Genomic DNA, 26572 nt, shown 5'->3' on the forward strand with positions numbered 1-26572 from the left:
GGCCGGGATCCGGATCATGAGGGCCTTCACACCTAAGCGGGAACATCATGGAAGCCTTGCTCTCATTTCTACAAGCCGACTTCGCCGGCACGCCGGCCTGGAGCTGGCTGCTGTTCATCGGCATCGTCATCTCCCTGCTGGTCTTCGACCTGGGCGTGCTGCACAAGGAAGACCGCGAGATCGGCGTGCGCGAAAGCCTGCTGCTGTCGGCCGGCTACATCTCGGCCGCGCTGCTGTTCGGCGGCTGGGTCTGGTGGCAGATGGGCCCGGCCAGCGGCATGGCCTATTACACGGGCTTCCTGATCGAGAAATCGCTGTCGCTGGACAACGTCTTCGTGATCGCGCTGATCTTCAGCTTCTTCGCCATCCCGCGCCAGTTCCAGCACCGCGTGCTGTTCTGGGGCATCCTGGGGGTGATCGTGCTGCGCGCCATCATGATCGGCCTGGGCGCCGCGCTGGTCAGCAACTTCGGCTGGTTGATGTATCTGTTCGGCGCGTTCCTGGTGTTCACCGGCATCAAGATGTGGATGATCGCCGACCAGGAGCCGGACATCGCCACCAACCCGATCCTGAAGTTCCTCAAGCGCCGCATGCGCGTCACGGAAGGGCTGCGCGGCAACGCCTTCTGGGTGCGCGAGCCGGACGCGGCCACGGGCAAGACGGTGCGCTGGGCCACGCCGCTGTTCCTGGCCCTGGTATTGATCGAGTTCGTGGACCTGCTGTTCGCGGTGGACTCGGTGCCGGCGATCTTCGCCATCACCACCGACCCCTTCATCGTGTACACCAGCAACATCTTCGCGATCCTGGGCCTGCGTGCGCTGTACTTCGCGCTGGCGGCGATGATCCACCGCTTCCACTACCTGAAGTACGCGCTGTCGCTGGTGTTGGTGTTCATCGGCACGAAGATCTTCCTGGTCGGCTTCATCGGCAAGATTCCCGCCGTGGTGTCGCTGTCGGTGACCTTCGGCCTGATCGGTGGCGGCGTGCTGTTCTCGCTGTGGAAAACCCGCTCGGGTGCGCCGCAGCCCGAGCTGAAGACGGAATAAGCGCGTCCGGCGCTTACCGAGGGGCCCGCCGATGGCGGGCCCTTTTTTCATCGCCGGGCCGCCTCGAGCGCGAGCAGGAAGCCGGTGATGGCCTCGGCGGCGGCTTTGGGCGCGGCCTGCAGTAGGCAATGCGGCGCGTCGATGTCGACGATGCGGGCCTGCGGCGCCAGCCGCGCGACCAGCGCGGCGGCGGCAGGCGGCACGACGCGATCGTGGCGGGCCTGCAGGTACAGCAGCGGCATGCGCACGCCGGCGAATGCCACGGTCTGGTCGGCGCCCATCACGGCCTTGAGACGGGCCCGCATGACGGCGGGCGCCACCTGCGCGACCGCCTGGTCCAGCGCGGCGCGCAGCGCCGGCGTGCCGTGGGACCCCAGCAACAGGTGATGCAGGACCGCGCGCGGCAGCAGCGTGACCGGCAGCCAGTCGGCCAGCGGGCGCGCCAAGCCCAGGCGGGGATGGGGCGCCCGCACGAACGAGGCGCACAGGATCAGGCCGCGCAGGTTCGGCGGCGGCGCGGCGGCGATGGCGGCGCCCAACGGTCCGGAGAATGATTCGGCCAGCAGCACGAACGGCGCCTGCGCGGGCAGGGCCTGGCGCACGCGCTGTTCCAGCGCGGGGTAATCGAGCGGCTCGCGGGCGGGATAGCGCAGCACCACGGGCGGCGGCGCGGCGGGGAGGGCGGACAGCAGCGGATCAAACAGATCGCCGGTGCCATCCATGCCAGGCAACAGGACCAGTTGAAGGGGCATGCGCGAGGTTCCGATTTTGGGGATAGCCGCATTCTGACAGGGTGTCGGCATATCCACTGAATATGAATATGTAGCCCTGTATATATTTGTCATATGGAAAGACGCGGCGTAGAGTGCGGAACGTACCCAGACCCACGCAAGGAGCCGCCATGACCTGGTCCGCCAAACAGTATTCCGCCTTTGAAAACGAACGCACGCGCCCGGTGCGCGACCTGGTCGCGGCATTGCCCAACGAGGACGTCGCGACCGCCGTCGACCTGGGGTGCGGCCCCGGCAACTCCACCGAGGTGCTGGCCAGCCGCTATCCCCAGGCCGCCGTGACCGGCATGGACAGTTCGGACGACATGGTGGCGGCGGCGCGCAAGCGCCTGCCGTCGATCGCGTTCGAGCTGGCCGATATCGAGACCTGGAATCCGCCGCGCCAGTACGACGTGATCCTGGCCAACGCCGCGCTGCAGTGGGTGCCCGACCACGCGACCCTGTATCCGCGCCTGGTGGGCAAGCTGGCGCCGGGCGGCAGCCTGGCGGTGCAGACGCCGGACAACCTGGAAGAGCCGGCCCACAAGCTGGCGCGCCAGGTCGCCGCGGACGGCCCCTGGGCCGCCAAGATCGGCGACGTCAAGCATCCGCCGCGCCACAGCGCCGCCTGGTACTACGAACTGCTCAAGCCGCACTGCGATCGCCTGGATGTGTGGCGCACCACCTACCTGCACCCGCTGGCGGGCGCTCAGGCGGTGGTGGAATGGTTCAAGGGCACGGCCCTGCGCCCCTACCTGAACAAGCTGGATGCCGGCGAGCAGGCGGCGTTCCTGGCGCGCTACCAGGAAGAGATCGCGCGCGCCTATCCGGCGCTGGCGGACGGCACGGTGCTGCTGCCGTTCCCGCGCCTGTTCCTGGTGGCGGGGCCGAAGGGCTGACGCCCGCGCGCCTCAGGCGCCGTCGCGGCCGTCGGCCTTGCCGGCGAAATAGCGCGCCGGCGTCTGCCCCAGCGTCTTGCGGAACATGGTGATGAAGGCGCTGACCGATTCATAGCCCAGGTCCTCGGCGGTGCGCTGCACCGACACCCCCGACGACAGGCGCTGCAGCGCCATCACGATGTGCATCTGCTGGCGCCAGCGGCCGAAGCTCATGCCGACTTCCTGCCGCACCAGCCGCGCCAGCGTGCGCTCGCTCATGGCCAGCCGCCGGCCCCATTCGGCCACCGTGCTGCGGTCGGCCGGATCGGCATGCAGGGCCGTGGCGATCTCGCGCAGGCGCGGATGTTCCGACAGCGGCAGGTGCAGTTGCTCGGTGGGCATCTGCGCCAGCTGCTCGACCAGCACCCCGGCCAGGCGGCGGTTGGCCGGCTCGGCGGTGGCGGCCGGCGACAGGTCGGCCAGGTGGATCATCAGCTCGCGCACCAGCGGCGAGATCGCCAGGGTGCAGCATTGCGTCGGCAGGCCCGGCGTATCCGCCGGCACGAACAGGAAGCAGACGCGGCCGTTGTCGGTGACCCGGTTGCTGTGCGGCGTGCCGCCCGGAATCCAGACGCCGTAGCGCGGCGGCACCATCCACAGGCCCTGCGGCACCACGCTGGTCACGGCGCCCTGCAGCGACAGCACCAGCTGGCCCATGCGGTGCCGGTGGGTGGGGGATTCGAGGCGGTTGCTGGCCGCATTCACACGCATGGCGTAGGTCCATTGCGTGGGCATGTCCGGGTCGAAGTAGGGGCTGTGGGCTTCGGGCGGGTACATGGGCGGCCGTCTTTGGCTGGATTTGAGGATATTCTGTCATTATCTCGAAATTCAGCAGCCATGGCATTGCCTAAGCTGTCGTCATGAATCCTTCCCAGCCTTCCCCCGCTTCCCAACGCCCCGTCCTCCTGATCGTGGGCATCCTCTTCATTGCCATGGCGCTGCGCGCGCCGGTCACGGGCGTGCCGCCGCTGGTCGGGCTGATCCGCGAGCAGCTCGGCCTGTCGAACACCGCCGCCGGCATGCTGATCACGCTGCCGCTGCTGGCGTTTGCCGTGGTGTCGCTGGTGTCCGCCGGCATGGCGCGCCGCCATGGCCTGGAACGCAGCCTGTTCTTCGCGTTGCTGCTGATCGGCGGCGGCATCGTGCTGCGCAGCCAGGGCCAGGCCTGGGCGCTGTATGTCGGCACCGCGGTCATCGGCTCGGGCATCGCCATCGGCAACGTGCTGCTGCCCAGCCTGCTCAAGCGCGATTTCCCGCAACGGGTGGCCGGCCTGACCTCGGCCTATGTGCTGACCATGAGTATCGCGGCCGGCGCCGCCTCGGCGATGGCGGTGCCGCTGGCCAGCCTGGCCGGCGGCGACTGGCGCTTCTCGGCGCTGTGCATGCTGGTGATCCCGCTGGCCGGCGTGCTGCTGTGGCTGCCGCAACTGGCCAACCACACGCCGCCGGCTTCATCGACGGCGCATGCGCCGCATGGCGGCCGGCTGTGGCGTTCGCCGCTGGCCTGGCAGGTCACGCTGTACCTGGGCATCAATTCGTTCGTCTTCTACGTGGGGGTGAGCTGGCTGCCGGCGATCCTGCGCGACGCGGGCTATTCGGCCGAGCGCGCCGGCTCGCTGCATGGCCTGCTGCAATTGATGTCGGCCGGTCCGGCGCTGTTCCTGGCGCCGGTGGTGCGCCGCATGAAGGACCAGCGCGCCGCGGCGTTCTGCTCGGCGGCGGCCTCGCTGGTGGCGTTCACGGGCCTGATCGTGGCGCCGGGCTGGGCCACGCTGTGGATCGTGCTGCTTGGCCTGGGCACCGGCGGCGGCATCATCCTGGGCCTGATGTTCGTGGGCCTGCGCGCCAGCCATGCGCAGCAGGCGGCGGCGCTGTCGGGCATGGCGCAATGCATCGGCTATCTGTTCGCGGCCAGCGGCCCGACGCTGGTCGGCGCCCTGCATGACCGCCTGGGCGGCTGGTCGGTGGCGCTGGGCCTGTGCGCCGGCTTGTGCGTGGCGATGGCGGGCTGCGGCCTGCTGGCGGGCCGCAACATCCAGGTCGGCCAGTTCCACCCGCGCGCGGCCGAGCCGCCGCGACGCTAGGCAACCGAGGCGGCCCGTCTCAGGGCTGCCCGGCCTGGCTGCGCCACAGGCGCACCAGCGTGTCGGGGGCCTGCGCCTCGGGCACGTCGAACGCGAGGCTGGCGCTGTCGCCGCTGGCCGGATCGCGGAACACCACTTCCACATGGAAATAGCGCTGGTCGCCGCCTTGCGCGGCGCAGTCCGGCGTCGCCAGCGGCGCCGTGCGGCGCAGGGCGTCGCCGACTTCCTGGCGCAGGTCCGGCGGGCAGTCGGTCAGGTCGATGCTGCGGGTGCGCGCCAGGCCGGGCAGGTATGCCAGCCCGCCTTCGCGCGTCAGGCTGACGCGCAGCGTGAGTTCGAGCGGCGGCAGCGCGATCATGGCTGTATGCCCACCGCCGCCCAGGCGCCGGCCACGGCCTTGTGCGCGGCATCGCCGCGCGAGCCGCGCGCCACGTCGAGCGTCAGGCGCGCGAAGGCGGCGAAGTCGGCATCGTGGCGCAGCCGCTTGTCGCGCAGCGTGTCGTACCAGATGCGCCCGGCCACTTCCCAGGCCGGACCGTCGAGCGCGGTGGCGGCCAGATAGAAGGCGCGGTTCGGAATGCCGGAGTTGATGTGCACGCCGCCGTTGTCCTGCGGCGTATCGACATAGGCGCTCATGTGCGCCGGCTGCGGATCCTTGCCCAGCACCGGGTCGTCGTAGGCGCTGCCCGGCTCGGCCATCGAGCGCAGCGCGCGCGCCTTGACCTTGGGCAGGAACAGGCCCTGGCCCACCAGCCAGTCGGCCTCGCGGGCGTTCTGGCCCAGCGCATACTGCTTGACCAGCGCGCCGAACACGTCGCACAGCGATTCGTTCAACGCGCCCGACTGGCCCTGGTAGGCCAGCGCCGCCTCGCTGTCGATGACGCCGTGGGTCAGTTCATGGCCGATGATGTCGACCGCCACGGTGAAGCGGTTGAAGATCTCGCCGTCGCCATCGCCGAACACCATCTGCGCGCCGTTCCAGAAAGCGTTGTCGTAGTCTTCGCCGTAGTGCACGCTGCCCACCAGGGGCAGGCCCGCGCCGTCGATCGAGTCGCGCTGGTAGATGTCGTGGAACAGCTTGTAGGTGGCGCCCAGGTGCGCATAGGCCTCATCGACCGCGGCGTCGCCGCTGGCCTTGGCGCCTTCGGCGCGCACCAGCTTGCCGGGCAGGGTGGTGGTGTTGCCGGCGTCGTGCACCGCGCGTTGCGGCGTGCCGGCCTGACCCTGCGGGCGCGGCGCCGCCACCTGCGCGCGCGGCGGCTGCGCCGCCATTTCACGCAAGCCGCGCTGCTGCTGGTCGATGATGAGGGTCTTGACCGCCGGCATGCTGACCCGCGCGTCGGCGTGCTGCGCCAGGCGGTCCAGGACGTAGGGCGGAATCACGCCGATCAGGGGCGTGGACGCGGAAGGGCGTGGCATTGTCGGTCTCCATTCGAGGACATTGCGGACGCGGCGCGCGGGCCGTACCCGAAGGCAGACTTTACGGTAGCAGATGGGCCCTGCGCGGGGGCGTAACAGTGTGCGGCGTGATGCTAGGAACGATAAGCGCGCGCCGGCGCCTCGACGCCCGCGGCCTGATCCGTTATCTTCAGCGCGTTCCGCCACTGCCGCTTTCATTTCGAGACACAGCATGCCCGCCGATTACCGCATCCGCCATCTCGCGCTGACCGAGACCCACATCCTGCTGACGCTGGCCGACGGCCGCGAGCTGCGCGAGCCGATCCGGCGGCACATCCGGCTGGAGAAAGGCAGCCCGGCCGAGCGCGAACAATGGCAACTGGTGGACGACGACCATGGCGTGGTCTGGCCCGGCCTGCTGGCGCCGTCGCCCGAAGGCATGCTGAACGTGCGCGACCTGCTGTGGGATGCGCATTACGAGCGCGCGCTGGCCGCATTGCAGGCCGCCCGCTGGAAGCTGGACAGCCTGCCGCGGCGCGAGCAGGAACTGGTCGCGCTATGGCGCATGGAAGCCGACATCAACAACGGCGGCTTCATGCAGTTCCTGTGCAACTGGGGCGACCCGACCTGCCAGCTGGCGCTGTTCGCGCTGGGCAAGATCGGCGCCACGCGCACGCACGCCATCCTGGCCGGGATGCGCGGATTGATCGATCGCTTCGAGGCCGCGCCCGAGGTGATCGAACTCAACGATATCTATGGCGCCATGACCGAGGCCGAGCAGGCGCGGCTGCAGGAACTGGACGAGGCCTACTTCGAATACCCCGACAACCTGGCGCGCCTGGGCCTGGCGTATTACGACTAGCCGTGCGTTGCGCGCCGCTTCAATCGAACACGCCCGCCAGCACGTCGGCGACGACGCCGGTGGCGATGGCGATCAGGATCAGGTCGCTGCCCGCCACGCGCCATTCGTAGCCGGCATGCACGGGCAGCCGGGCCAGCATCGGGCCCGGCACCATCTTCTTGGCGATTCCGGGCGGCAGCGGCTTGCCGCGCGCCAGGTTCTTGCGGATGCCGGGCGGCAACGCGCCGTAGCCGGTGGCGCCGGCCTGCACCGCATAGCCGCGCGCGGTCGAGATGCTGATGCCGGCCGTGCTCAAGGTGATGCTGACGTCGGCATCGTCGTCCTTGCCCTTGTTCTTGCCATTGCCATGGCCCTGGCCCTGGCCCGCATGATCGGGCTTGCCGCGGTTCTCGGGTGGCGCCGACCAGGCGGTCGGCGCCAGCACGGCGCTACAGGTCAGGATGGTCACAAAGACAGCGATGGTATGGCGCATGGGTTAGGCCTCGGAATCGGGGTTGAAACAGCGTAATGCCTGGCTGGAACGTTTGCCAGTCCTAATGGCAAGCAGTTTTTCTCATTGCAACAACCGTAACCTGTCACACTGCTGACTCGGGCTAGAATCGCTCGCTTCTATTCCGGGGGGGAATGCCAGATGCGATATTTCCTGATCTTGGTGGGGGCGGCCGTGGTCGCCTATTTGCTTGCGCGCGGCATCACCGCCGTGCTCTCGGATCGTAAACGCAATAAATCAGAAAGGGACTGAAAAGTGAAGCCGACCGACCTCCAGATCGTCAAGTCCGTCAAGCCGCGCAGCCTCAAGGTGGGCATCATCACGGGCGTGCTGTTCGTGCTGATCCTGTGCCTGGCGTTTGGCTCCTGGTTCCAGGTGGACCAGGGCGAGCGCGGCGTGGTGCTGCGCAATGGCAAGCTGGTGCGCGTGTCCGAGCCCGGCCTGGATTTCAAGACGCCGTTCATCGACAACGTGATGACGGTGTCGGTGCGCGACCACACCTTCGTGTTCGAGAAGCTCGAGGCCTACAGCTATGACCAGCAGCCCGCCACGCTGCGCGTGTCGGTCACGTACCGCGTGCCGGCCGAGCATGTCGCGGAGCTGTATTCCGAATACGGCACCATCAACAACCTGCAGATGCGCGTGCTCGAGCGCAAGACGCCCGACGCGGTCAAGAACGTGTTCGGCCAGTACACCGCCGTGCGCGCCATCCAGGAACGCCAGAAGCTGGGCCTGGACGTGAACAACGCCGTGCTCAAGACCATGGAAGGCGCGCCGGTGCAGGTGGTGGGCGTGCAGATCGAGGAAGTCGGCTTCTCGCAGGCCTACGAGCACTCGATCGAACAGCGCATGCTGGCGCAGGTGCAGATCGAGACCACCCGCCAGCAGAAGGAAACGGCGATGATCAACGCCGAGATCCAGGTGGTCAAGGCCAAGGCCGAAGCCGACGCGCGCCGCCAGCAGTTCACCGCCGAGGCCGACGGCATCCGCATGCGCGGCGACGCAGAGGCGGCGGCGATCCGCGCCAAGGCCGAAGCGCTGGCCGCCAACACCAACCTGGTCAGCCTGAACGCGGTCGAGAAGTGGGACGGCGTGCTGCCCGCCACGCAGGTGCCGGGCGCGGCCCTGCCGTTCATCGGCATCAAATAGCGGCGGCGTTGTCGCTGCGCGCGGCGGCCGGCATGCGCCGCCGCGCGAAGTCCACCAGGTGCTCGCCCGACAGCGCCTTGCTGTAGAACCAGCCCTGCACGATGATCTCGGCGCTGGATTCGAGCGCCGCCAGCTGTTCCTGCGTTTCCACGCCTTCGACGATGATCTGCAGGTCCAGCGCCTCGCAGAAGCGCAGCAGGCCGCCCATCACCTGGGCGCCGCGCGCGCTGCTCTGGGCCAGCACGAAGCTGCGGTCGATCTTGACCGCGTCGATCTCGAACTGGTGCAGATAGCTCAGCGCCGAGTAGCCGGTGCCGAAATCGTCGATATACACCTTGCAACCGATGCCGTGCAGGCGGTCGAACGCCGTGTGCAGCGCCTCTGCGTCCTCGACCAGCGCGTCCTCGGTCAGCTCGACCGACACCTGGCCCTGGGCCTGCTCCAGCACCTTGACGAGCTTGTCCAGATACGACTCCGAGGTCAGCGTCCCGCTGGTGACGTTGACGGTCAGGGGCAGGGTGAAGCCCGCCTCGCGCCAGGCATGGCATTGCAGCACCGCCTGCTTGGCCACCCACAGGTCCACTTCGCGCATCAGGTCGGCCTGCGCCAGCCAGCGCAGGAATTCCAGCGGCGCCTGCTGCGTGCCTTCCGGGCCGGTGGCGCGCAGCAGCGCCTCGCAGCCGGTGCAGCGGCCGTTGCGCAGCGACACCTGCGGCTGGTATTCGAGATAGAAGTCGTATTCGCTGATGGTGCGGATGCGCGAGATCTCGGCGCTGCGGCGGGCGCGGTTGGTGTAGGTCGAGACGACCGGGTCGTGCGCGAACAGCAGCGATTCCTCCTGCAGGCGCGGGAAGGTGGTGTCGAGCGATTTGAAATAGACGGTGGCGTCGGCCTTGCGCTGGCGTTCCAGCGCGACCACGAAGGGCGCGTAGATGCATGTCCCCAGCGCGATCAGCACCACCTGCAGCACGACGCCGCCCAGGTGGCCGCCCGCGCTGAGATAGGCGTTCAGCAGCACCGGCGAGGTCAGCGGCAGCGTGACCGAGGCGGGCGGGATCCAGCCCAGCTGCACCACCGCCAGCGCCACCAGCGTGTTGCAGACCGGCGCCAGCACGAACGGGATCAGCAACCGCGGATTCAGGATCAGCGGCAGGCCGAACAGCAGGATCTCGTTGACGTTCAGCAGCGATACCGGAATGCTGGCCAGCGCCAGCAGCCGCAGCGATTCGCTGCGCGAGAACACCAGGATGGCGGCCACCAGCGACAGCGTCGCCCCGGCGCCGCCGATGAACACGAAGGCGCCGAGCAGGCTGCCGTTGAGCGCGTACATGCCCTCGTGGCCGGCGGCGATGCTGGCCGCGTTCAGGGCGGTGGCCTGGTCCAGCACGTCGATGACGGGCGCCATCGCGTGATAGCCGTGGATGCCGAAGAACCAGAAGATCGAGTTCAGGGCGGCCGTCATCGGGCCGGTGGTGAAGGGGCTGTCGAGCGAGGCCAGGTCGAGCGGGATGTCGAACTGCGCCACGCCGGGAATCCGCATCAGCGCGCTGACCGCGAGCGCCACCGCGCCGGCGGTCAGCAGTCCCGGTATCACCATGTTCAGGGTGCCGCGCACGTTTTCGCCGATCAGGCCGTCGGGCGCCAGCCGCGTCCAGCGGCGCCGGTGCAGCCAGGCCAGCAGTGGCAGGCTGCCCAGCGGCAGCAGGATGGAGATGCTCAGGATCAGGGTGGCGGCCGCGTGCGGGTAGGGCGCCAGCAGACCCTCGGCGATCACCACGTACGACAGGCACAGGAAGGCCGCCGGCAGATTGGGCACGCGGTGGCGGATCGACAGCATGTAGCCGACCGAGGTGCTGACCAGCATCGGCATGACGCTGTTGAGCCGGGTGTGCACCGCGGCCAGTTCCTGCACCACCGTCGAGGACAAGCCGAGCTGCCCCGCCACCACCGACAGCACCAGGAACAGCGCCGACACGAGCAGGCACGGCATCGTCCAGAGCAGTCCTTCGCGGATGGCGCGCAGCGCGCTTGCGCTGGCCAGGGCCGCCAACCGGTCTTTCGGATAGCGCATGAAGCTCGTTGTCGGCATACCGGTCCGCCCTCAGAAGCCCGCTACCGAGGGCGGGCTGGCCCGGGGGCGCGGCAGCGTCGCCGGCCTCCGGTTTGTAAGAATCCTTTGCCGCATCCTAGCGCCTGAGTTCCCGACTTAGCAATCGCGCCGCCGAAAAATCCTAGGGATTCCCCTCTGTCAAGAATTGAAAAGCGGGCGCATCGTGCGGGTATCGGGAGACGGGCGGCGCGCTACCATCGGGCGCAAGCCCCTGTTTGGCGGGAGCCGCGGTTTCAGGACAGGCTGTACCGAGAGGGAGACACGATGTCGCAGTTGGAGTGGGTGCCCGGCGACAAGACGCCGGAACGGCAGGGCTATTACGAGACGCGGCTGGACACCGGCGACACCGCGATCACGCTGTACAGCGTGCTGGGCTGGATGCCGGTCAAGGCGCCCGGCATCATGGTGAGTTGGCGCGCGCTGCCGCCGGCCGCCGAGCGCCAGGAGGCCGAGCGGCACATCCAGGAGTTGCGGGCGGCGCAAAGCCACGTGCCGATGGATTATTGAGCGGCTGGCGGGCAGGCCGGCGCGGCCGCCGTCTTGCGGTAATGAGAATTGTTTGTAAAATCCGCAGCGTCGCCACACTACGCCACCGGATCGTTCCATGTCCCGCCCCGCCTCGACCCGCCCCGGATGGCTCGCCTGCTATGACGAGCTGATCGGCGCCTGGAGCCGCCGTTCGGGCAACCGGCACGATGCCGAAGACGCCGCCCACGACGCGATCGAACACCTGCTGAAGGCGGACTGCAGCGTGGCGGCCAAGGCCCGCGGCTATCTGTTCCAGGCCGCCGGGCATCGGTTGATCGACCGCTGGCGTCGCCAGCGGCGCGAGCAGCACGTCCCGCTGGACGAACTGGACGAGCATGACCAGCCTGTGCAGACCGACCCGGAATCGCCGGTGCGCGCGGCGCGGCTGGCCGACGACCTGGCGCGGGTGCTGGGTGAACTGCCGCCCAAATGCCGCCAGGCATTCGTCTTGAACCGGATCGAGGGCTGGACCCAGGCCGAGGTGGCCACCTACATGGGCCTGTCCAAGAATATGATTGAACGCTATGTCATGCGAGCGATCGAACACGTGCGCGAGCGCCTGCGCGAGCACAATCCATGACGCAGTTTTCCTTCAATCCATGTCCGCGCCCGCGCGCGGACGGCAGCCGACGATGACCGAGTCTTTTTACCGTGACGCCGACGACCCGAGCCAGCCCGCCACCGCCGCCTGGTGGTTTGCCCGCTGGCATTCGGGCGACATGACGCGCCGCGAGCGCCGCGCCTTCGCGCGCTGGCGCCGCGAGCAGCCGGACGCGGCACGCGAATTCGACCGGATGCAGCAATTGGGCAAGGTGGCCGAACAGCTGCCGCAAGACCAGGTGCGGGCGCTGCTGGGCGGAGCCGTCCCGGCGCGTCCGTCGCGCCGCCGCGTCGCGATGCCGCTGCGCGTGGGCATCGCCTGCGCGGCGCTGGCGCTGGTGGCGTTGGCCGGCTGGTGGAGCCTGCCGGGCGAGGCGCCCACCTTCACCACCGTGGTCGGCGCCGACCGTGGCGAGCGCAAGCAGGTCACGCTGCCCGACGGCTCCGTGCTCGACATCAACGGCAATACGCTGGCCGAGGTCAAGTTCTACGCCGGCCGCCGCGAGATCGAGCTGCAGGGCGGTGAAATCCTCTTCAGCGTCAGCCCGGAAGCCGAACGCCCCTTCATCGTGCGCGCGGGCAGTGGCGATGTGCGCGTGACCGGCACCGTGTTCGACGTCCGGCGCGACGAGGACGTGGTGACCGTGCTGGTGCGGTCCGGCACGGTGGAGGTCACCGGCGGCCATTGGTGGAATCTCGGCCTGGCGGTGCTGCGCGGCGGGCACGGCATCCGCGTGCCCGGCAGCGGCGCCATCGGCGTGCCGGCGCCGACCGATGTCGATACGGCATTGGCCTGGCAGACGGGCCGGGTGGTGTTCAAGAATGCGCCGCTGGCCGAGGTGGTCAGCGAAATGAACCGCTATCTGGCCACGCCCCTGCGGCTGGCCGACAGCAAGACCGGACGCTTGCGCGTATCGGCCTCGTTCAGCCTGGACCGTCCCGAGTCCCTGTTGGAAGCGCTGCCGGCGGTGACGCCGGTGAAGCTGACGCCGGCGGCGGATGGCGCCATCGACATCTCGGCGCGCTAGCCGTCCGCGCCGTTACAAAATAATCGGGCCCGGCATTCAGGTTTTTTCGCATCGGCATCGTTCTACCCAGGAAGGCGCGTCGCGCCACGTCCCCACGCAGGGACTTTCCTGTCTATCGCCGAACCGAAACCGTTGCTGATCGTGAATGCTTCTTCCAGGCGCCGCCCGCGCGCCACGCCCCGCTTTGCCCTTTCCTCCCTGATGCTGTCGTTGGCCATGGCGGCCGGCGCCTGCGGCGCGGCCCAGGCCCAGTCGCAGGCGCCCGCGGTCGCGGTCGACATCGCCCCGATGCCGCTGGGCGAAGCCCTGCTGCAATGGGCCGCGCAGACCCGCCAGCGCGTGTTCTACGCGCCCGAGCTGGTGGCGGGCTTGCGCACGCCGGGCCTGCGCATGAGCGGCAGTCCGGAGCAATCGCTGGCCCGCCTGTTGCAGGGGACGGGCGTGGCCTATCGCTGGCAGGGCGACAGCATCGTGCTGACGCGGGACGGCGAGGTGGCCAGCCTGTCGCCGGTGAAGGTGCTGGGCAGCGGCGATCCCGCGGTGACCGAGGGGTCGGGTTCCTACACCACGCCGGCCACGTCGGCGGCCACCGGGCTGGCGCTGTCGCTGCGCGAAACGCCGCAGTCCGTCACGGTGGTGACGCGCCAGCGCATCGAGGACCAGAACCTGCGTTCGCTCGACGAGGTGATGGGCAACGTGGTGGGCGTGCAGGTGGTGGCCGAGGACAGCGACCGCACCGACTTCTGGTCGCGCGGCTTCAACATCGACAGCCTGCAATACGATGGCGTGCCCACCACGATCGGCCTGTCGATGTATGGCGAGTCCGACAACGATTCCATCATCTACGACCGCATCGAGGTGGTGCGCGGCGCCACCGGCCTGATGACCGGCGCGGGCAACCCGTCGGCTTCGATCAACCTGGTGCGCAAGCATGCCAACAGCCGCGAATTCACCGGTTCGGTCAGCGTCGGGGCCGGCTCATGGAACCAGTTCCGCAGTTCGCTCGACCTGAGCACGCCGTTGAACGAGGCCGGCAGCGTGCGTGCGCGCATGGTGGCGCTGTACCAGGACAAGGATTCCTACATCGATCTCTACCACGCCGACAAGAAGGTGTTCTACGGCGTGATCGATGCCGACCTGACGCCGTCCACCACGCTCAGCATCGGCATGGACTCGCAGGACAAGCGGCCGCGCGGCACCACCTGGGGCAGCCTGCCGGTGGTGTTCAGCGACGGCACGCCCACCGATTGGCGCCGCTCTAAAACCACCGCGGCGGACTGGACCTACTGGCATACCACGCAGCGCACCACGTTCGCCTCGCTCTCGCACCGGTTCGACAACGACTGGGAGGCCAAGGCCGACTGGTCGCTGCGCAAGAGCAAGTACGACGCCAAGCTGCTGTACCTGTATGGCCAGCCCGACCGCGAGACCGGCACGGGTTTGCGCGCGTTGCCGGGGTATTGGAATTCCTACGCGCAGCAGACCGCGCTGAACCTGCAGGTCAAGGGGCCGTTCCAGTTGCTGGGCCGCCGCCATGAACTGGTGCTGGGCGCGATGCGCAGCCGCTACAGCGAGGACTTCTACAGCTATGGCCGCGCCGGCGCCATGCCAGACACCGGATCGTTCTACGACTGGGATGGCAAGTATCCGCAGCCCGACTGGACCACGTCGACGCTGCGCGACACCGTGACGCACCAGCGCGGCGCCTATGCCGCGGCGCGCTGGTCGCTCAGCGACAGCCTGACCCTCATCACCGGCGGCCGCTACGCGACCTGGCAGTCGCGTTCGCCCACGCGCGACCAGAAGGATTCGCGCCTGATTCCCTACGCCGGCCTGGTTTACGACATCAACAGCACTTACTCGGCCTACGCCAGCTACACCGACATCTTCCAGCCGCAGGATTATCGCGACCGCAACGGCAATTACCTGGATCCGGTCGAGGGGCAGAATTACGAAGTCGGCGTCAAGGGCGAGTACCTCGACGGCAGGCTCAATGCCTCGCTGGCGCTGTTCAAGGTCAAGGAAAGCAAGACGGGCGTGCCGGACGCGGGCTACATGGTGCCGGGGTCGACCGACGGCGCCTACAAGACGGCCGACGGCGTCACCACGCGCGGCATCGAGATGGAAGTGACCGGCCAGTTGGCGCCGGGCTGGAACACGACGCTGGGCGGCACGTACTACACCAGCCGCGACGTGCATGGCGTGTCGGTCAACACCGAACGCCCGCGCGCCACGGCGATGCTGTTCACGACCTACCGCCTGCCGGGCGCGTGGAGCAAGCTGACGCTGGGCGGCGGCGTCAATTGGCAGATCAGCACCTACACCAACGTGGAGCTGGACGACGGCAACGTCACCGCCAGGCAGAAGGCCTACGCGCTGTTCAACCTGATGGCGCGCTACGACTTCAATGCCCGCCTGTCGGCGCAATTGAACGTGAACAACCTGTTCGACAAGAAGTACTACCTGGGCGGCGTGGCCAACCAGGTCTATTACGGCGAGCCGCGCAGTGTGTTCCTGAATCTGAAGGCGACGTTCTAGCGCTCCGGGGCGTGCCCCGCGCCGGCGCGCGGGGCGCGACGGACGCGTCGCGTCCGCCGGTCGCCTGCCTCAGGCCTGCTGGCGGGTCGCCGCCAGCACGATCTCGCGGATGCACACGCCGGGCGGTTGCGAGTAGGCGTAGTACACCGCGTTGGCCACGTCCTCGGCGGCCAGCACCTTGCCGCCCATGTCGGCCTTCCAGTCCTGGTAGCCGCTCTTGATGCCTTCGTCGGTGGTGTGGCTGAGCAGTTCGGTCTCGACCGCGCCGGGGGCGATGGTGACCACGCGCACATTGTGCGGCGACAGTTCCTCGCGCAGGTTTTCCGACAGGCCGTGCACGGCGAACTTGGTGCCGACGTAGGCGACGTGGTTGGGGAAGGTCTTGCGGCCCGCCACCGAGCTGATGTTGATGATGGTGCCGTGGCCGCGCTCGGCCATGCCGGCGGCGACGGCGTGCACGCCGTTGAGCAGGCCCTTGACGTTCACGTCCAGCATGCGGTCCCACTGTGCGGGATCCTGGCGGGTGATGTCGCCCAGCAGCATGACGCCGGCATTGTTGACGATGGCGTCGGCGGGGCCGTATTGGGCCTCGGCCTCGCGCAGGGCGGCGGCCAGCGCGGCGCGGTCGGTCACGTCGACCTGGCGCGCCAGCGTGTTCGGCAGGTTCAGGGCCTGCATCGGCGCCAGGCGGCGCGCCAGCAGCAGCAGCGGGTGGCCATGCGACGAGAACAGGCGGGCGGTGGCCAGGCCGATGCCGGAGCTGGCGCCGGTGACGACGACGAGGGGGCGTTGGGGGGTAGTCATGGTGGAGACTCCAGGTATTGGTTATTCATATGCCAGGGGGGCTGAAAACCATTCTAGGCCTGGCTTTTGCGCTTGAAAAATGGTTTATTCTTCTCGCATCAATCGGGAAAACTTATGGATAGCCGCCAGCTCAACGCCTTCATCGCGGTCTTCGAGGAACGCAACATCACCGCCGCCGCGCAGCGGCTGCACCTGAGCCAGCCGGCCCTGTCGGGCACCATCAAGAGCCTGGAAAGCCTGCTGGGCACGCAGCTGTTCGAGCGCCAGGCGCGCGGCGTGTCGGTCACGGACGAGGCCCGCATCCTGTATCCGCAGGCGCGCCGCCTGGTGGCGCAGACCGAGTCGATGGCGCGCCAGTTCCGCCAGGATGCCCACCTGGCCGAGCTGCGCATCGGCGTCGAGGGCGAGATCGCGGGCGCGCACGTGCGCGCCTTCGTGGCGCGGGCGCGGCAGGCGGTGCCCAATCTGCTGCTGCACCTGCTGGAAGGCTGCGTCGGCGACGCCCGCCTGGCGACCGAGGACGAGCGCTGCGAGGACGAACTGTTCGTGCCGCTGTGGGACGACCCCTGCGCCATCGCGCTGCCGGCCGAAGGCAGCGACGGCGCGGCTTCGCGATGGATCGTCTGTCCCGACCACCCCAGCCATCAACGCCTGCTGCCGTATTACGGCGCGGCCGCCGGCGCGCCCGCCGCGCAGGCCGGCTCGTTGCGCCTGGCGCTGGAACTGGCCGCGGCCGGCGTCGGCGCCTGCATCGCGCCGCGCTCGCTGATCGCGCAGCAGCCAGGCGTGGCGGCCCAGGATCTCGACGGGCTGGCGCTGTCGCGCCGCGTCGGCCTGTGCTATGCGGCGCAGGCGCTGGACAAGCCGGCGCTGGCGTTGCTGGCCGAACAGTTGAGCCAGCCGCCGCGGCAGTAACCAAGGGCGCAAGGCGCCGGGATTGCCGGGCAGGCCTGGTGAAAAGGGCCAGTCCATTTATAATTGAGAATAATTTCCATTATCTCAACTGCCCCGGTGGACCGGCCGAGGCCGGATCGCGATGCCTTCCTCTTCCTGCGCGCCCCATGCCGAGGCGCAGTCCATTTATCTGGCCCACCACCATTGGCTGCGCGCCGTGCTGCAGCGCAAGCTGGGCAACGCATCGGATGCCGCCGACGTGGCGCACGACACCTTCGAACGGCTGATCCGCGCCCATCCCGCCGAACCCCTGAGCGAACCGCGCGCCTACCTGCGCACCATCGCCAACCGCCTCCTGATCGGCCGTGCGCGCCGCGCCGCGCTCGAGACCGCCTACGCCGAATCGCTGGCCTTGCAGCCGGTGCCGGTGGAGCCCTCGGTCGAGGCCCGCGCCCTGATCCTGGAGGCGCTGGAGCAGGTCTGCGAGCTGCTCGATACGCTGCCGATGACCAGCCGCCGCATCTTCCTGATGGCGCAGCTCGACGGCATGTCCAACGGCGAGATCGCCGAGCGCCTGGGCCTCACGCCCAACGCCGTGCAGAAATCGCTGGCCCGCGCCCTGGTGCGCTGCTACGCCGCGGTGTACGGTTGAGCGGCCGCGCCGAGGGCAGCCGCCTGCTGCGGCCGCACGCGCCGGAGGCCGGCAAGATCGATCCCAAGGTGATCCGCCAGGCGGCCGATTGGTGGGCGCGCCTGCGCGACGGCGCGACGCCGGCGGACCGCGCCCACTTCGAGCGCTGGCGCCAGGCGCTGCCCGCCCATGACCTGGCCTGGCAACGCCTGGTCGCGCTCACGCAAGGGGTGTCGCAGGGCGTGCAGCAGGCGGGAGCGGGCGTGGCCTCGCGCGCGCTGCAGCAGGCGCCGTTGATCCGTTCGCGCCGCAACGCGATCCGCTGGATGGTGGCGGCGGCCGGCGTTGGGGTGGGCACCTGGGTGGCGAGCGATCGCGAGGCCCTGCGCGGCCTGGCGGCCGACCTGCGCACCGGCACGGGCGAACGCCGCAGCCTCACGCTGGCGGACGGCACCCGCGTCGAACTCAATGCCGGCAGCGCGCTCGACCTGCGCTATACCGATACCCGGCGCGAACTGGTGCTGCTGGAAGGCGAGATCCTGGTGACCACCGCCCACGATCCCCTGGGCCGGCCGTTCTCGCTGCGCACCCGCGCGGGCGTGGTGACGCCGGTGGGCACGCGTTTCCTGGTGCGCGACCTGGGCGAAGGCCGCGCGCGGGTGGCGGTGCTGGAAGGGGCGGTGGACGTGGACAGCGGGCCCGCGGGCGGCGCGCCGCGCCGGGTGGCGGCCGGCAGCCAGGCCGAATTCTCGCGCGCCGGCGCCTTCGACGCGGCCGCGCTGCGCCCCGAGGTGTCGGCCTGGCTCGACGGCATGCTGCTGGCCGACGCCATGCCGCTGGCCGATTTCCTGGCCGAACTGGGACGCTATCGCGCCGGCGTGTTGCGCTGCTCCCCGGACGCGGCGTCGCTGCGCGTGGTGGGCGCGTTTCCCGTGGCGGATACGGACCAGGTCCTGGCGATGCTGCAAGAGGTATTGCCGGTGCGGGTGCGGCGCTACACGCGCTACTGGATCAACGTCGGGCTGGCCTGACGCGGCCAATGTGTAACTGAAACGGCGTAATGGCGGATCTCGCGCTTCATGTAGGGAAAGCAGCCCCGACGACGGGCGGCGCCGACCCCTCATGACACAGGATCCTTCTTCATGCCTCGCCTCATCCCGCCCGCGGTTTCCGCCGTGAAAGCCTCCCGCCGCCGCGTTCCGGCGAGCACGCGGTTGCGCGCCGCCCTGTCCCTGGCATTGCCGCTGATGGTTGCCGCCGGCGCCGTTGCCGAGGTCCATGCGCAGGCCGCGCCGCGCACCGTCTCCTTTTCGGTGCCGGCCGGCGCGCTGGGCGGCGCGTTGGGCGCGTTCGGCATGCAGGCGGGCGTGATGGTGGCGTCCGATCCGGCGCTGACCCGCGACGTGCGCACCGAGGGCGTGACGGGGACCTATCCGGTCGATGCCGCGCTCGAGCGTCTGCTGGCGGGCACCGGTCTGCAGGCCGTGGCGCGCGCCGAAGGCGGCTATCGCCTGCGCCGCGCGGTCGATCCGCAGGCGGCGCTGCTGGCGCCCGTGACGGTCACCGGCAGCTACCAGGCCACCACCGATGGCACGGGTTCCTACACCTCGTCCGCCGCCACCATCGGCAAGACCACGCAGGCGCTGAAGGACATTCCCCAGTCCGTCACCATCCTGACGCGCCAGCGGATGGACGACCAGGACATGACCAGCCTGCCGGATGCGATCAACAACACCACCGGCATGGTGGGCGTGCAGGGCGTGGGCCCGGGCATCGCGATCAACGCGCGCGGGTTCCCGGTGGACATGCTGCAATACGACGGCGTGCCTTTGCTGCGCAACAACTACAGCCTGGGCAACTGGGAGCAGGATTCGCTGGTGTTCTATGACCGCGTCGAAATCCTGCGCGGCGCGGCCGGCCTGCTGCAAGGCGCCGGCAGCCCCGGCGGCGCCGTCAACCTGGTGCGCAAGCGCGCCGGCGCGGAGCCGTCCGTGGTGGTGACGGGCAAGGTCGGTTCCTGGGACCGCTACGGCCTGCAACTGGACGCCGGCAGCCCCTTGAATGCCTCGGGCTCGCTGCGCGGCCGCGTGGTGCTGGATGACGAGCGCAGCCATTCGTACACCGACTACGTGTGGGACAAGACGCGCAACGTGTACGCCGCGCTGGACTACGACATCAGCGCCGACACCACGGCGGGCATCGCGGTCAGCAATCGTTTCAGCCGTTCGCGCCCCATGCTGGTGGGCTATCCGCGCTTCGCCGACGGCGGCGATATCGACCTGCCGCGCTCGACCTTCACCGGCTCGACCTGGAACCGCGCCAAGAACGACCAGACCGTGTTCTACGCGGACCTGGACCACCGCTTCAACGACGCCTGGCGCTTCAAGCTGGGCGGCGTCGCCATGAACGAGAAGAACACCAGCGTGCACCAGCGCGTGGCCGATTCGGTGCAGCGCGATGGCAGCGGCTTGTCCTATGGCAATTTCGGCGTGGATTTCAACAGCCGGCAGCGTGGCCTGGACATGTCGGTCAGCGGCGATTTCACCGCGCTGGGCATGAAGCAGGAAGTGGTGCTGGGCGCGAACTATTCCAAGCTCACCACGCAGGACCGCTTCACGCGGGCTTGGAGCGATAGCGACGGCAACATCTTCGATATCGACCACAACCGGCCCTGGCAGGACATCGACTCCATCGCGGCGGCCAGCGGCTATGACAGCCGCAGCAGCTACGACATCCGCCAGAAGGGCATCTACGGCACGTGGCGCATCAAGCCCACCGAGTCGCTGGCGCTGATCGGCGGCGGCCGCGTGGGCTGGTACGACTTTGCCTACCGGTCCGCCGGCGAGACCTCGGCCACCACGGAGTCCGGCCGCGTCATTCCCTATGCGGGCATCGTCTACGCGCTGAACAACAGCTGGTCGGTCTACACCAGCTATTCGTCGGTGTTCGAACCGCAGACCGAGCGCACCGTCTCGGGCGGGCTGCTCAAGCCGGTGGAAGGCGCCAACTACGAAGCCGGGGTGAAGGGCGAGCTGGCGGATGGCCGCGTCAACGTGGCGCTGGCCGTGTTCCGCTACGACCACAAGAACCGCGCGGTGACCGACTACGAAAGCGGCTTCGCGTGCGATGGCTGGTATTGCTCGCGGGCGGCAGGCGAAGTGCGCAGCCAGGGCTTCGAGGCGGAAGTGTCGGGCGAGGTGATCCAGGGACTGCAATTGTTCGCCGGCTACACCTACAACACCACCAAGTACCTGGCCGATCCCGACAACGAGGGCAAGATCTTCAACACCTGGACCCCCAAGCACATGCTGCGCCTGTGGGCCAACTACAAGCTGCCGGGCGAATGGAACCGCCTGAGCGTGGGCGCCGGCGTCAACACGCAGACGCATACGTTGAGCTCCGACCGCAAGTTCGCGCTGGCCGGCTTCACCGTCTGGAACGCGCGCCTGGGCTACCAGGCCACGCCGGAGGTGAGCGTCGGGTTGAACGTGAACAACGTCTTCGACAAGAAATACTACGTGCCGTCCTACAACACGCTCAGCAGCAACAACTACTACGGCGAGCCGCGCAATGTCATGCTGACCGTGCGCTACACCCCCAAGCTGTAGGAGGGCGGCGGGAATCGGGAATCCGGAATGGGATAAAATAGTAACAATTCCCATTTAGATTCCACCGCGAGACGCGCCGTGTCCTCGACCGATTCCCTGCCCACCGACACCGTCACGCGGATCTATCGCGAACATCACGGCTGGCTCTCCGTCTGGCTGCGCAAGAAGCTCGGCAACTCGTTCGATGCCGCCGACCTGGCCCACGACACCTTCGTGCGCCTGATGGCGGCGCGGGTGCGCGCCGGCGGCGGCGACGAGCCGCGCGCGCTGCTCACCCACATCGCCAAGGGCCTGGTGGTGGACCACTGGCGCCGCCGCGCGCTCGAAGACGCCTATCAAAGCGCGGCCGCGCAGCTGCCGCCGGGCGAGGCGCCTTCGCCCGAGGTGCGGGCGCTGATCCTGGAAACGCTGCACGCCATCGACGCCACCCTGCGCACGCTGCCCGCCAAGACCCGCGCCATCTTCCTGGCCTCGCAGTTCGACGGCATGGCGTATGCCGACATCGCCCGCGCGCAACGCGTGTCGCTGGCCACGGTCAAGCGCCACATGCAGAAGGCGCTGACCGCCTGCCTCATCGCCCACCAGGGCGGCGCCGCGTGAGCGCCGCGCCGGATGCGGCGGTCCTGGAAGAGGCCGCCGGCTGGCTGGTGCGCTTCCAGTCGGAGACCCTGTCGGCCGCGGACCGCGCGGCCTTCGAGCGCTGGCGCGGCCGCAGCGCGGCGCACGCCGCCGCCTGGGCGCGGGTGGAAGACATGCTGCGCAGCTTCGGGCAGGTGCCGCCCGAACTGGGCGCGCGCACGCTGCGCCAGCTGGACCGGCCCGGACGGCGCCAGGCGCTGCGCGGCGTCGCGGGCCTGCTGCTGCTGGGGCCGGCGGCCTGGCTGGCGTGGCGCGAACTGCCGTGGCACGAATGGAGCGCCGACGCGCGCACCGCCACCGGCGAGCAGCGGCGCATGCAACTGGCCGACGGCACCCGCCTGCTGCTGAACACCGCCACCGCCGTGGATATCCAGTACACCGCCGAACAGCGCGTGATCTGGCTGCGCGCGGGCGAGATCCTGCTGACCACCGGCAAGGACCCGGCGCCGGTCCATCGGCCGTTCATCGTGCGCACCGCGCAAGGTTCGGTGCAGGCGCTGGGCACGCGCTTCATGGTGCGGGACGAGCGCGACGGCATCCGCGTCGCGGTGTTCGAGGGCGCGGTGGCGATCCGGCCGGCCGCCAGCGACGCGCAGCGCGTGTTGCGGGCGGGGCAGCAGACCGTGTTCGACGCGGAGCGGATCGAGCCCGAGTCGGCCGCCGACGCCGCCCTGGTGTCCTGGGAGGACGGCATGCTGGCCGCGCGCAACTGGCGCCTGGCCGACCTGGTCGCGGAACTGGCGCGCTACCGCCGCGGTTTCCTGCGCTGCGATCCGGCGGTGGCCGAGCTGCGCGTGTCGGGCGCCTTTCCCTTGAACGACACCGACGCCGGCCTGCGCCTGCTGGAGAAGACGCTGCCGGTGCGGATCCAGCGCATGACGCCGTACTGGGTCACCGTAGCGGCGCGCTGAGGGCGCGCGGCCGTTACAAATTAATCGCCGATTCCCTGACACTTTTTCCGCCTTCGTCCGGTGTACCGGGTGAATCGTCGCGGCGCGACCGCGATGCCCCGCCCACGAAGGATCCCTCATGGCAAGCCGTTACTCCCGTTCCCTGTCCGTCCGCCGCGCGCGGACCTCGTCGTCGTCCACGCGGGCCGCGGTGCGCGCCCTTGGCCTGGGCGTGGCGCTGGCGCTGGCGTCGGCGGCCTCGCAGCCGGCGCGCGCCGCCGATGGCGTCAGCGCGGCGAGCGGCAAGCCCTACGCGATTCCCGCCGGCCCGCTGGGCGACACACTGGCCCGCTTCGCCGCCGCCGCCGGCGTGCCGCTGTCGTTCGATCCGGCCCTGTTGGCGGGCCAGCACAGCGACGGCCTGAATGGCGTCTACACGGTGCGCGAGGGCTTCGCGCGGCTGTTGTCGAGTTCCGGCTACGCGCTGGCGGAGCAGGGCGGCGGCGCCTATTCGCTGCGCAAGCTGCCGCCGCAAGGCGATGCCACGATGCTGCCGAACGTGGTGGTGACGGGCGCCGACGCGCATCCCTCGGCGCTGCCGGCCAGCTACAGCGGCGGCCAGGTGGCGCGCGGCGGCCGCCTGGGCCTGCTGGGCAACCGCGACGTGATGGATACGCCGTTCAGCGTCGCCAACTACACCTCGGACCTGCTGGCCAACCGCCAGGCGGTGACGCTGGCCGACGCGCTGAACGTCGATTCCTCGGTGCGCTTCACCGGCCAGATCGGCGGCGTGACCGACTCGTTCTACATCCGCGGCTTTCCGATAGGCGAAGGCAACCTGGGCGAGATCGCTTTCGACGGCGTCTACGGCGTGGCGCCGAACTACCACGTGTTCACCGACTACATCGAGCGGGTCGAGGTGCTGAAGGGACCGGCGGCGCTGCTGTACGGCATGTCGCCCAACAGCGGCGTGGGCGGCGTCATCAACATGGTGCCCAAGCGCTCGCTGCCCGAGGACCTGACGCGGGTGTCGGCCGATTACGCGGGGTCGTCGCAGTTCGGCGGCCGCGTCGACCTGAGCCGCCGCTTCGGCGACGATGGCGCCTGGGGCGTGCGCGTCAACGGCCTGCACCGCCGGGGTGACACGCCGCTGGACAACCTGCATTCGCGCACCGACATCGGCGCGCTGTCGCTGGACTACCAGGGTGAAAAGCTGCGCGCCTCGCTCGACCTGCTGATCCAGGACGAAAAGGTCGACGCGCCCACCCGGCCGTTCCTGGTGGCGACGGGCCTGCGCGTGCCGGACGCGCCGGACGGCCGCCGCAACGCCACCCAGGCGTGGAGCTGGTGGAAGTCGCAGGGCGAATCCGCGCTGCTGCGCGTCGAGTACGACGTCAGCGACCGCCTGACGGTGTTCGCCGACGCGGGCGGCTCGAGCACCACCATCAACCGTTTGTCCGACCAGACGCCGACCATCGTCAACGCCGCCGGCGACACGCTGGTGACGCCCAACCATTTCAAGTTCCAGGTCGACCGCAGCACCTACAACGCCGGCCTGCGCGCCAAGCTGGACACCGGCCCGGTGCGCCACGCCATCACCTTCATGGGCACGCTGTATAGCGATCGCAACCTGCAGGCCAGCGTCAACGGCACGCCGCTGTCGTCGAATATCTACGACCCGGTGGCGCGGCCCCGCCAGGACATCGCCGCGCCCGCCAGCGTGCCCAAGGTGTCGTCCTCGGACCTGACCGGCTTTGCGCTGGCCGATACCCTGAGCGTGCTGGACGAGCGCGTCCAGCTGACGCTGGGCGCGCGCCAGCAGCGGGTCGAGTCGCGCAACTTCAACCCCGTCTCCGGCGCGCGCACGCTCAGCTACGACGAAAGCGCGGTCACGCCGCTGGCCGGCCTGGTGCTCAAGCCCTGGCAGAACGTCTCGTTCTATGCCAACTACATCGAAGGGCTGAGCAAGGGCGACGTGGCGCCGGCCACCGCATCGAACGCCGGCCAGGTGTTCAAGCCCTACAAGTCCAAGCAGAAGGAAGTGGGCGTCAAGTTCGACTTCGACAGCGCCATGCTGACCCTGAGCGCCTTCGAGATCACCAAGCCCAGCGGACAACTGACGGCAGGCGTGTATGCCGCCGACAGCGAGCAACGCAACCGCGGCCTGGAATTGAACCTGTCGGGCGAGCCGCTGCACGGCCTGCGCCTGCTGGGCGGCGTGACGTTCCTGGATGCCGAGCTGACGCGCACCAGCAACCCCGCCACGCGCGGCAACCAGCCCGTGGGCGTGCCGCGCTTCACCGCCAACCTGGGCGCGGAATGGGATACCCCCTGGGTCGCCGGGCTGACGCTGACCGGCGGGGTGATCCACACCGGCAAGGAATACGTCAACCAGGCCAACACGCAGTCGGTGCCCTCGTGGACCACGTTCGACCTGGGCGCGCGCTACGTCACGCGCGTCGATGGCAAGGCAGTGACCCTGCGCGCCAATGTCGTCAACGTGTTCAACCGCGCCTATTGGTCGGGTGTGGCGTCCTACGGCACCATCTCGCAGGGCGTGCCGCGCACGCTGATGCTGTCGGCGTCGATGGATTTCTGATGGCTTCGCGGCGGGCCGCCAGGCGGCCCGCTGGCCCTGATCCGCTGGCTGCCTAGGCCGCCAGGATGCCGCGGATGCGCGCCAGGTTGTCGAGCGTGCTGCGCAGGTGGCTGGCCAACGCCTCGGCGGCCGCTTCGTTGCGCTCGCGCTCCAGCAGGTCGAGGATTTCCAGGTGCTGCTCGCAATGCTGGCGATAGCGGCTGCGGTCCTGCATCGAACGGTACGACAGCAGTCGGCGCACGCGGTTGACGCGCTTGATGGTGTCGATGAAGAACGGGTTGCCCGAGGCCTCGACCAGCGACTCGTGGAAGCGCACGCCGCGCTCGTGCAGCTGGTCGGCGCTGTCGCTGTCGATGCCGCCGTCGAGCAGGTGGCGTTCGGCGGCGCGGCAACGCGCCAGCACGCTCTTGTCGATGCGGTAGGTCGGTTCGAGCAGGGCCGCGGGTTCCAGCGCCAGGCGCAACCGGTACGACTGCAGCAGGCTGTCGGGCGTGGTCATCATGGACGAGAATTCCCAGCCATAGCCGGGGCGCCGCTGCGCCCAGCCTTCCTGCGCCACGCGCGCCAGCAGCGCCTGGGTCTGCGCCTGCGTCAGGGCGTAGCGGGTGCGCAGCAGCGCTTCGCTGCACTGCATCGGCAGCACGCCGCGCAGCAGCTCGTCGGCCAGCCGGAAATAGCTTTGCGTGACGATGTCCTCGGCGGCTGGCGGCGCCAGCTCGGCGGACGTGCGCGCCAGCGCGTCGTGGTCCCGCTGCAGGAAGTAGCCGCGGTTGGGTTTGCGCGCCACGATGCCGTGCGCCTCCAGCAGGCCCAGCGCGTCGTTGACCGGCGAGCGCGACAGGCGCAGGCGGTCGGCCAGTTTCTGCGCGCTCAGGTGCGCGCCGTCGGTCAGGCGGTCCTGCCGGATCAGCTCCAGGATCTTGCTGGCGGTATGGGTCTGCGCGCTCATGGGGGATGGAAAGTGGG

At 69.3% G+C, this 26572-nt stretch carries 24 protein-coding genes; 16 read left to right on the plus strand and 8 right to left on the minus strand.

What is annotated here, in order from left to right; all coding sequences use genetic code 11:
• Positions 1 to 47: 47 nt before the first annotated feature.
• Positions 48 to 1046 (plus strand): TerC family protein, encoded by a 999-nt coding sequence (locus AC1HFW_RS26560; protein ID WP_241047778.1) that lies wholly within the window; start codon positions 48 to 50, stop codon positions 1044 to 1046.
• Between the two features lie 47 nt (positions 1047 to 1093).
• Here the strand turns inward: AC1HFW_RS26560 and AC1HFW_RS26565 are convergent, their stop codons facing one another.
• Complete coding sequence (locus tag AC1HFW_RS26565; RefSeq protein WP_479285761.1) at positions 1094 to 1798, minus strand: serine aminopeptidase domain-containing protein; 705 nt, start codon at positions 1796 to 1798, stop codon at positions 1094 to 1096.
• A 149-nt stretch (positions 1799 to 1947) separates the two neighbouring features.
• Between AC1HFW_RS26565 and tam the strand changes: the two genes are divergently transcribed.
• Complete coding sequence (tam, locus tag AC1HFW_RS26570; protein WP_479285763.1) at positions 1948 to 2715, plus strand: trans-aconitate 2-methyltransferase; 768 nt, start codon at positions 1948 to 1950, stop codon at positions 2713 to 2715.
• Positions 2716 to 2727: 12 nt separating this feature from the next.
• Here tam and AC1HFW_RS26575 read toward each other — a convergent pair whose 3' ends face one another.
• Positions 2728 to 3531, minus strand: a complete 804-nt coding sequence (locus AC1HFW_RS26575) for an AraC family transcriptional regulator (protein WP_479285765.1) — start codon at positions 3529 to 3531, stop codon at positions 2728 to 2730.
• 83 nt (positions 3532 to 3614) lie between these two features.
• On the opposite strand from AC1HFW_RS26575, the gene AC1HFW_RS26580 reads away from it, so the two are divergent.
• Positions 3615 to 4838: an MFS transporter gene (locus AC1HFW_RS26580; protein WP_050813092.1), complete on the plus strand. Its 1224-nt coding sequence runs from the start codon at positions 3615 to 3617 to the stop codon at positions 4836 to 4838.
• A gap of 19 nt (positions 4839 to 4857) precedes the next feature.
• Here AC1HFW_RS26580 and AC1HFW_RS26585 read toward each other — a convergent pair whose 3' ends face one another.
• Together AC1HFW_RS26585 and AC1HFW_RS26590 are read right to left on the minus strand one after the other, a co-directional pair.
• On the minus strand, positions 4858 to 5196 hold the full coding sequence (locus AC1HFW_RS26585; RefSeq protein WP_006391072.1) for a protealysin inhibitor emfourin: 339 nt from the start codon (positions 5194 to 5196) through the stop codon (positions 4858 to 4860).
• The gene (locus AC1HFW_RS26590; RefSeq protein ID WP_061073498.1) at positions 5193 to 6257 is read right to left on the minus strand and encodes a M4 family metallopeptidase; all 1065 of its coding nucleotides are present in this window, start codon (positions 6255 to 6257) and stop codon (positions 5193 to 5195) included. The genes AC1HFW_RS26585 and AC1HFW_RS26590 overlap by 4 nt, the downstream gene beginning before the upstream one ends.
• Before the next feature lie 211 nt (positions 6258 to 6468).
• Here AC1HFW_RS26590 and AC1HFW_RS26595 point away from each other — a divergent pair, with 211 nt between their 5' ends.
• Positions 6469 to 7098, plus strand: a complete 630-nt coding sequence (locus AC1HFW_RS26595) for a DMP19 family protein (protein ID WP_479285767.1) — start codon at positions 6469 to 6471, stop codon at positions 7096 to 7098.
• Positions 7099 to 7117: 19 nt separating this feature from the next.
• Here AC1HFW_RS26595 and AC1HFW_RS26600 read toward each other — a convergent pair whose 3' ends face one another.
• Positions 7118 to 7570 (minus strand): anti-virulence regulator CigR family protein, encoded by a 453-nt coding sequence (locus tag AC1HFW_RS26600; RefSeq protein WP_479285769.1) that lies wholly within the window; start codon positions 7568 to 7570, stop codon positions 7118 to 7120.
• A gap of 327 nt (positions 7571 to 7897) precedes the next feature.
• Between AC1HFW_RS26600 and AC1HFW_RS26605 the strand changes: the two genes are divergently transcribed.
• Positions 7898 to 8737, plus strand: coding sequence for a prohibitin family protein (locus AC1HFW_RS26605; protein ID WP_420534876.1), 840 nt, complete (start codon positions 7898 to 7900; stop codon positions 8735 to 8737).
• On the opposite strand, the gene AC1HFW_RS26610 is transcribed toward AC1HFW_RS26605, so the two are convergent.
• Positions 8730 to 10808, minus strand: a complete 2079-nt coding sequence (locus tag AC1HFW_RS26610; RefSeq protein ID WP_116522734.1) for a PTS sugar transporter subunit IIC/EAL domain-containing protein — start codon at positions 10806 to 10808, stop codon at positions 8730 to 8732. The genes AC1HFW_RS26605 and AC1HFW_RS26610 overlap by 8 nt on opposite strands.
• Before the next feature lie 303 nt (positions 10809 to 11111).
• On the opposite strand from AC1HFW_RS26610, the gene AC1HFW_RS26615 reads away from it, so the two are divergent.
• The 4 genes from AC1HFW_RS26615 to fhuE all read left to right on the plus strand — a co-directional run bounded on the left by AC1HFW_RS26615 (position 11112) and on the right by fhuE (position 15541).
• A complete protein-coding gene (locus AC1HFW_RS26615; protein WP_006391064.1) occupies positions 11112 to 11354 on the plus strand; it encodes a hypothetical protein in 243 nt (80 codons plus the stop codon).
• Between the two features lie 97 nt (positions 11355 to 11451).
• Positions 11452 to 11955: an RNA polymerase sigma factor gene (locus AC1HFW_RS26620; protein ID WP_479285770.1), complete on the plus strand. Its 504-nt coding sequence runs from the start codon at positions 11452 to 11454 to the stop codon at positions 11953 to 11955.
• Between the two features lie 52 nt (positions 11956 to 12007).
• A complete protein-coding gene (locus AC1HFW_RS26625) occupies positions 12008 to 13003 on the plus strand; it encodes a FecR family protein (protein WP_061074495.1) in 996 nt (331 codons plus the stop codon).
• 141 nt (positions 13004 to 13144) lie between these two features.
• Positions 13145 to 15541: a ferric-rhodotorulic acid/ferric-coprogen receptor FhuE gene (gene fhuE, locus AC1HFW_RS26630; RefSeq protein ID WP_479285772.1), complete on the plus strand. Its 2397-nt coding sequence runs from the start codon at positions 13145 to 13147 to the stop codon at positions 15539 to 15541.
• Positions 15542 to 15610: 69 nt separating this feature from the next.
• Here the strand turns inward: fhuE and AC1HFW_RS26635 are convergent, their stop codons facing one another.
• Positions 15611 to 16345 carry an SDR family oxidoreductase gene (locus AC1HFW_RS26635; protein WP_006391060.1) on the minus strand — a complete coding sequence of 245 codons (735 nt, stop codon included), beginning with the start codon at positions 16343 to 16345 and terminating at the stop codon, positions 15611 to 15613.
• 114 nt (positions 16346 to 16459) lie between these two features.
• Between AC1HFW_RS26635 and AC1HFW_RS26640 the strand changes: the two genes are divergently transcribed.
• From AC1HFW_RS26640 to AC1HFW_RS26670, 7 genes are all read left to right on the plus strand, one after another.
• Positions 16460 to 17260 carry a LysR family transcriptional regulator gene (locus tag AC1HFW_RS26640; protein ID WP_006391059.1) on the plus strand — a complete coding sequence of 267 codons (801 nt, stop codon included), beginning with the start codon at positions 16460 to 16462 and terminating at the stop codon, positions 17258 to 17260.
• Positions 17261 to 17381: 121 nt separating this feature from the next.
• Positions 17382 to 17891, plus strand: a complete 510-nt coding sequence (locus AC1HFW_RS26645; RefSeq protein WP_116522736.1) for a sigma-70 family RNA polymerase sigma factor — start codon at positions 17382 to 17384, stop codon at positions 17889 to 17891.
• Positions 17888 to 18901, plus strand: a complete 1014-nt coding sequence (locus AC1HFW_RS26650) for a FecR domain-containing protein (protein WP_479285775.1) — start codon at positions 17888 to 17890, stop codon at positions 18899 to 18901. Before AC1HFW_RS26645 ends, AC1HFW_RS26650 begins: the two co-directional genes overlap by 4 nt.
• Positions 18902 to 19012: 111 nt before the next feature.
• Positions 19013 to 21478, plus strand: coding sequence for a TonB-dependent siderophore receptor (locus AC1HFW_RS26655; protein ID WP_479285777.1), 2466 nt, complete (start codon positions 19013 to 19015; stop codon positions 21476 to 21478).
• 78 nt (positions 21479 to 21556) lie between these two features.
• The gene (locus AC1HFW_RS26660; RefSeq protein ID WP_241068787.1) at positions 21557 to 22078 is read left to right on the plus strand and encodes a sigma-70 family RNA polymerase sigma factor; all 522 of its coding nucleotides are present in this window, start codon (positions 21557 to 21559) and stop codon (positions 22076 to 22078) included.
• On the plus strand, positions 22075 to 23028 hold the full coding sequence (locus tag AC1HFW_RS26665; RefSeq protein WP_479285778.1) for a FecR domain-containing protein: 954 nt from the start codon (positions 22075 to 22077) through the stop codon (positions 23026 to 23028). Before AC1HFW_RS26660 ends, AC1HFW_RS26665 begins: the two co-directional genes overlap by 4 nt.
• Positions 23029 to 23146: 118 nt before the next feature.
• The gene (locus tag AC1HFW_RS26670) at positions 23147 to 25606 is read left to right on the plus strand and encodes a TonB-dependent siderophore receptor (RefSeq protein WP_479285780.1); all 2460 of its coding nucleotides are present in this window, start codon (positions 23147 to 23149) and stop codon (positions 25604 to 25606) included.
• Between the two features lie 52 nt (positions 25607 to 25658).
• On the opposite strand, the gene AC1HFW_RS26675 is transcribed toward AC1HFW_RS26670, so the two are convergent.
• Entirely contained in the window at positions 25659 to 26555 is an 897-nt protein-coding gene (locus AC1HFW_RS26675; protein WP_006391052.1) for a GntR family transcriptional regulator, read from the minus strand.
• Positions 26556 to 26572 lie beyond the last annotated feature (17 nt).

The organism is Achromobacter sp. ISS7 (assembly GCF_056523125.1).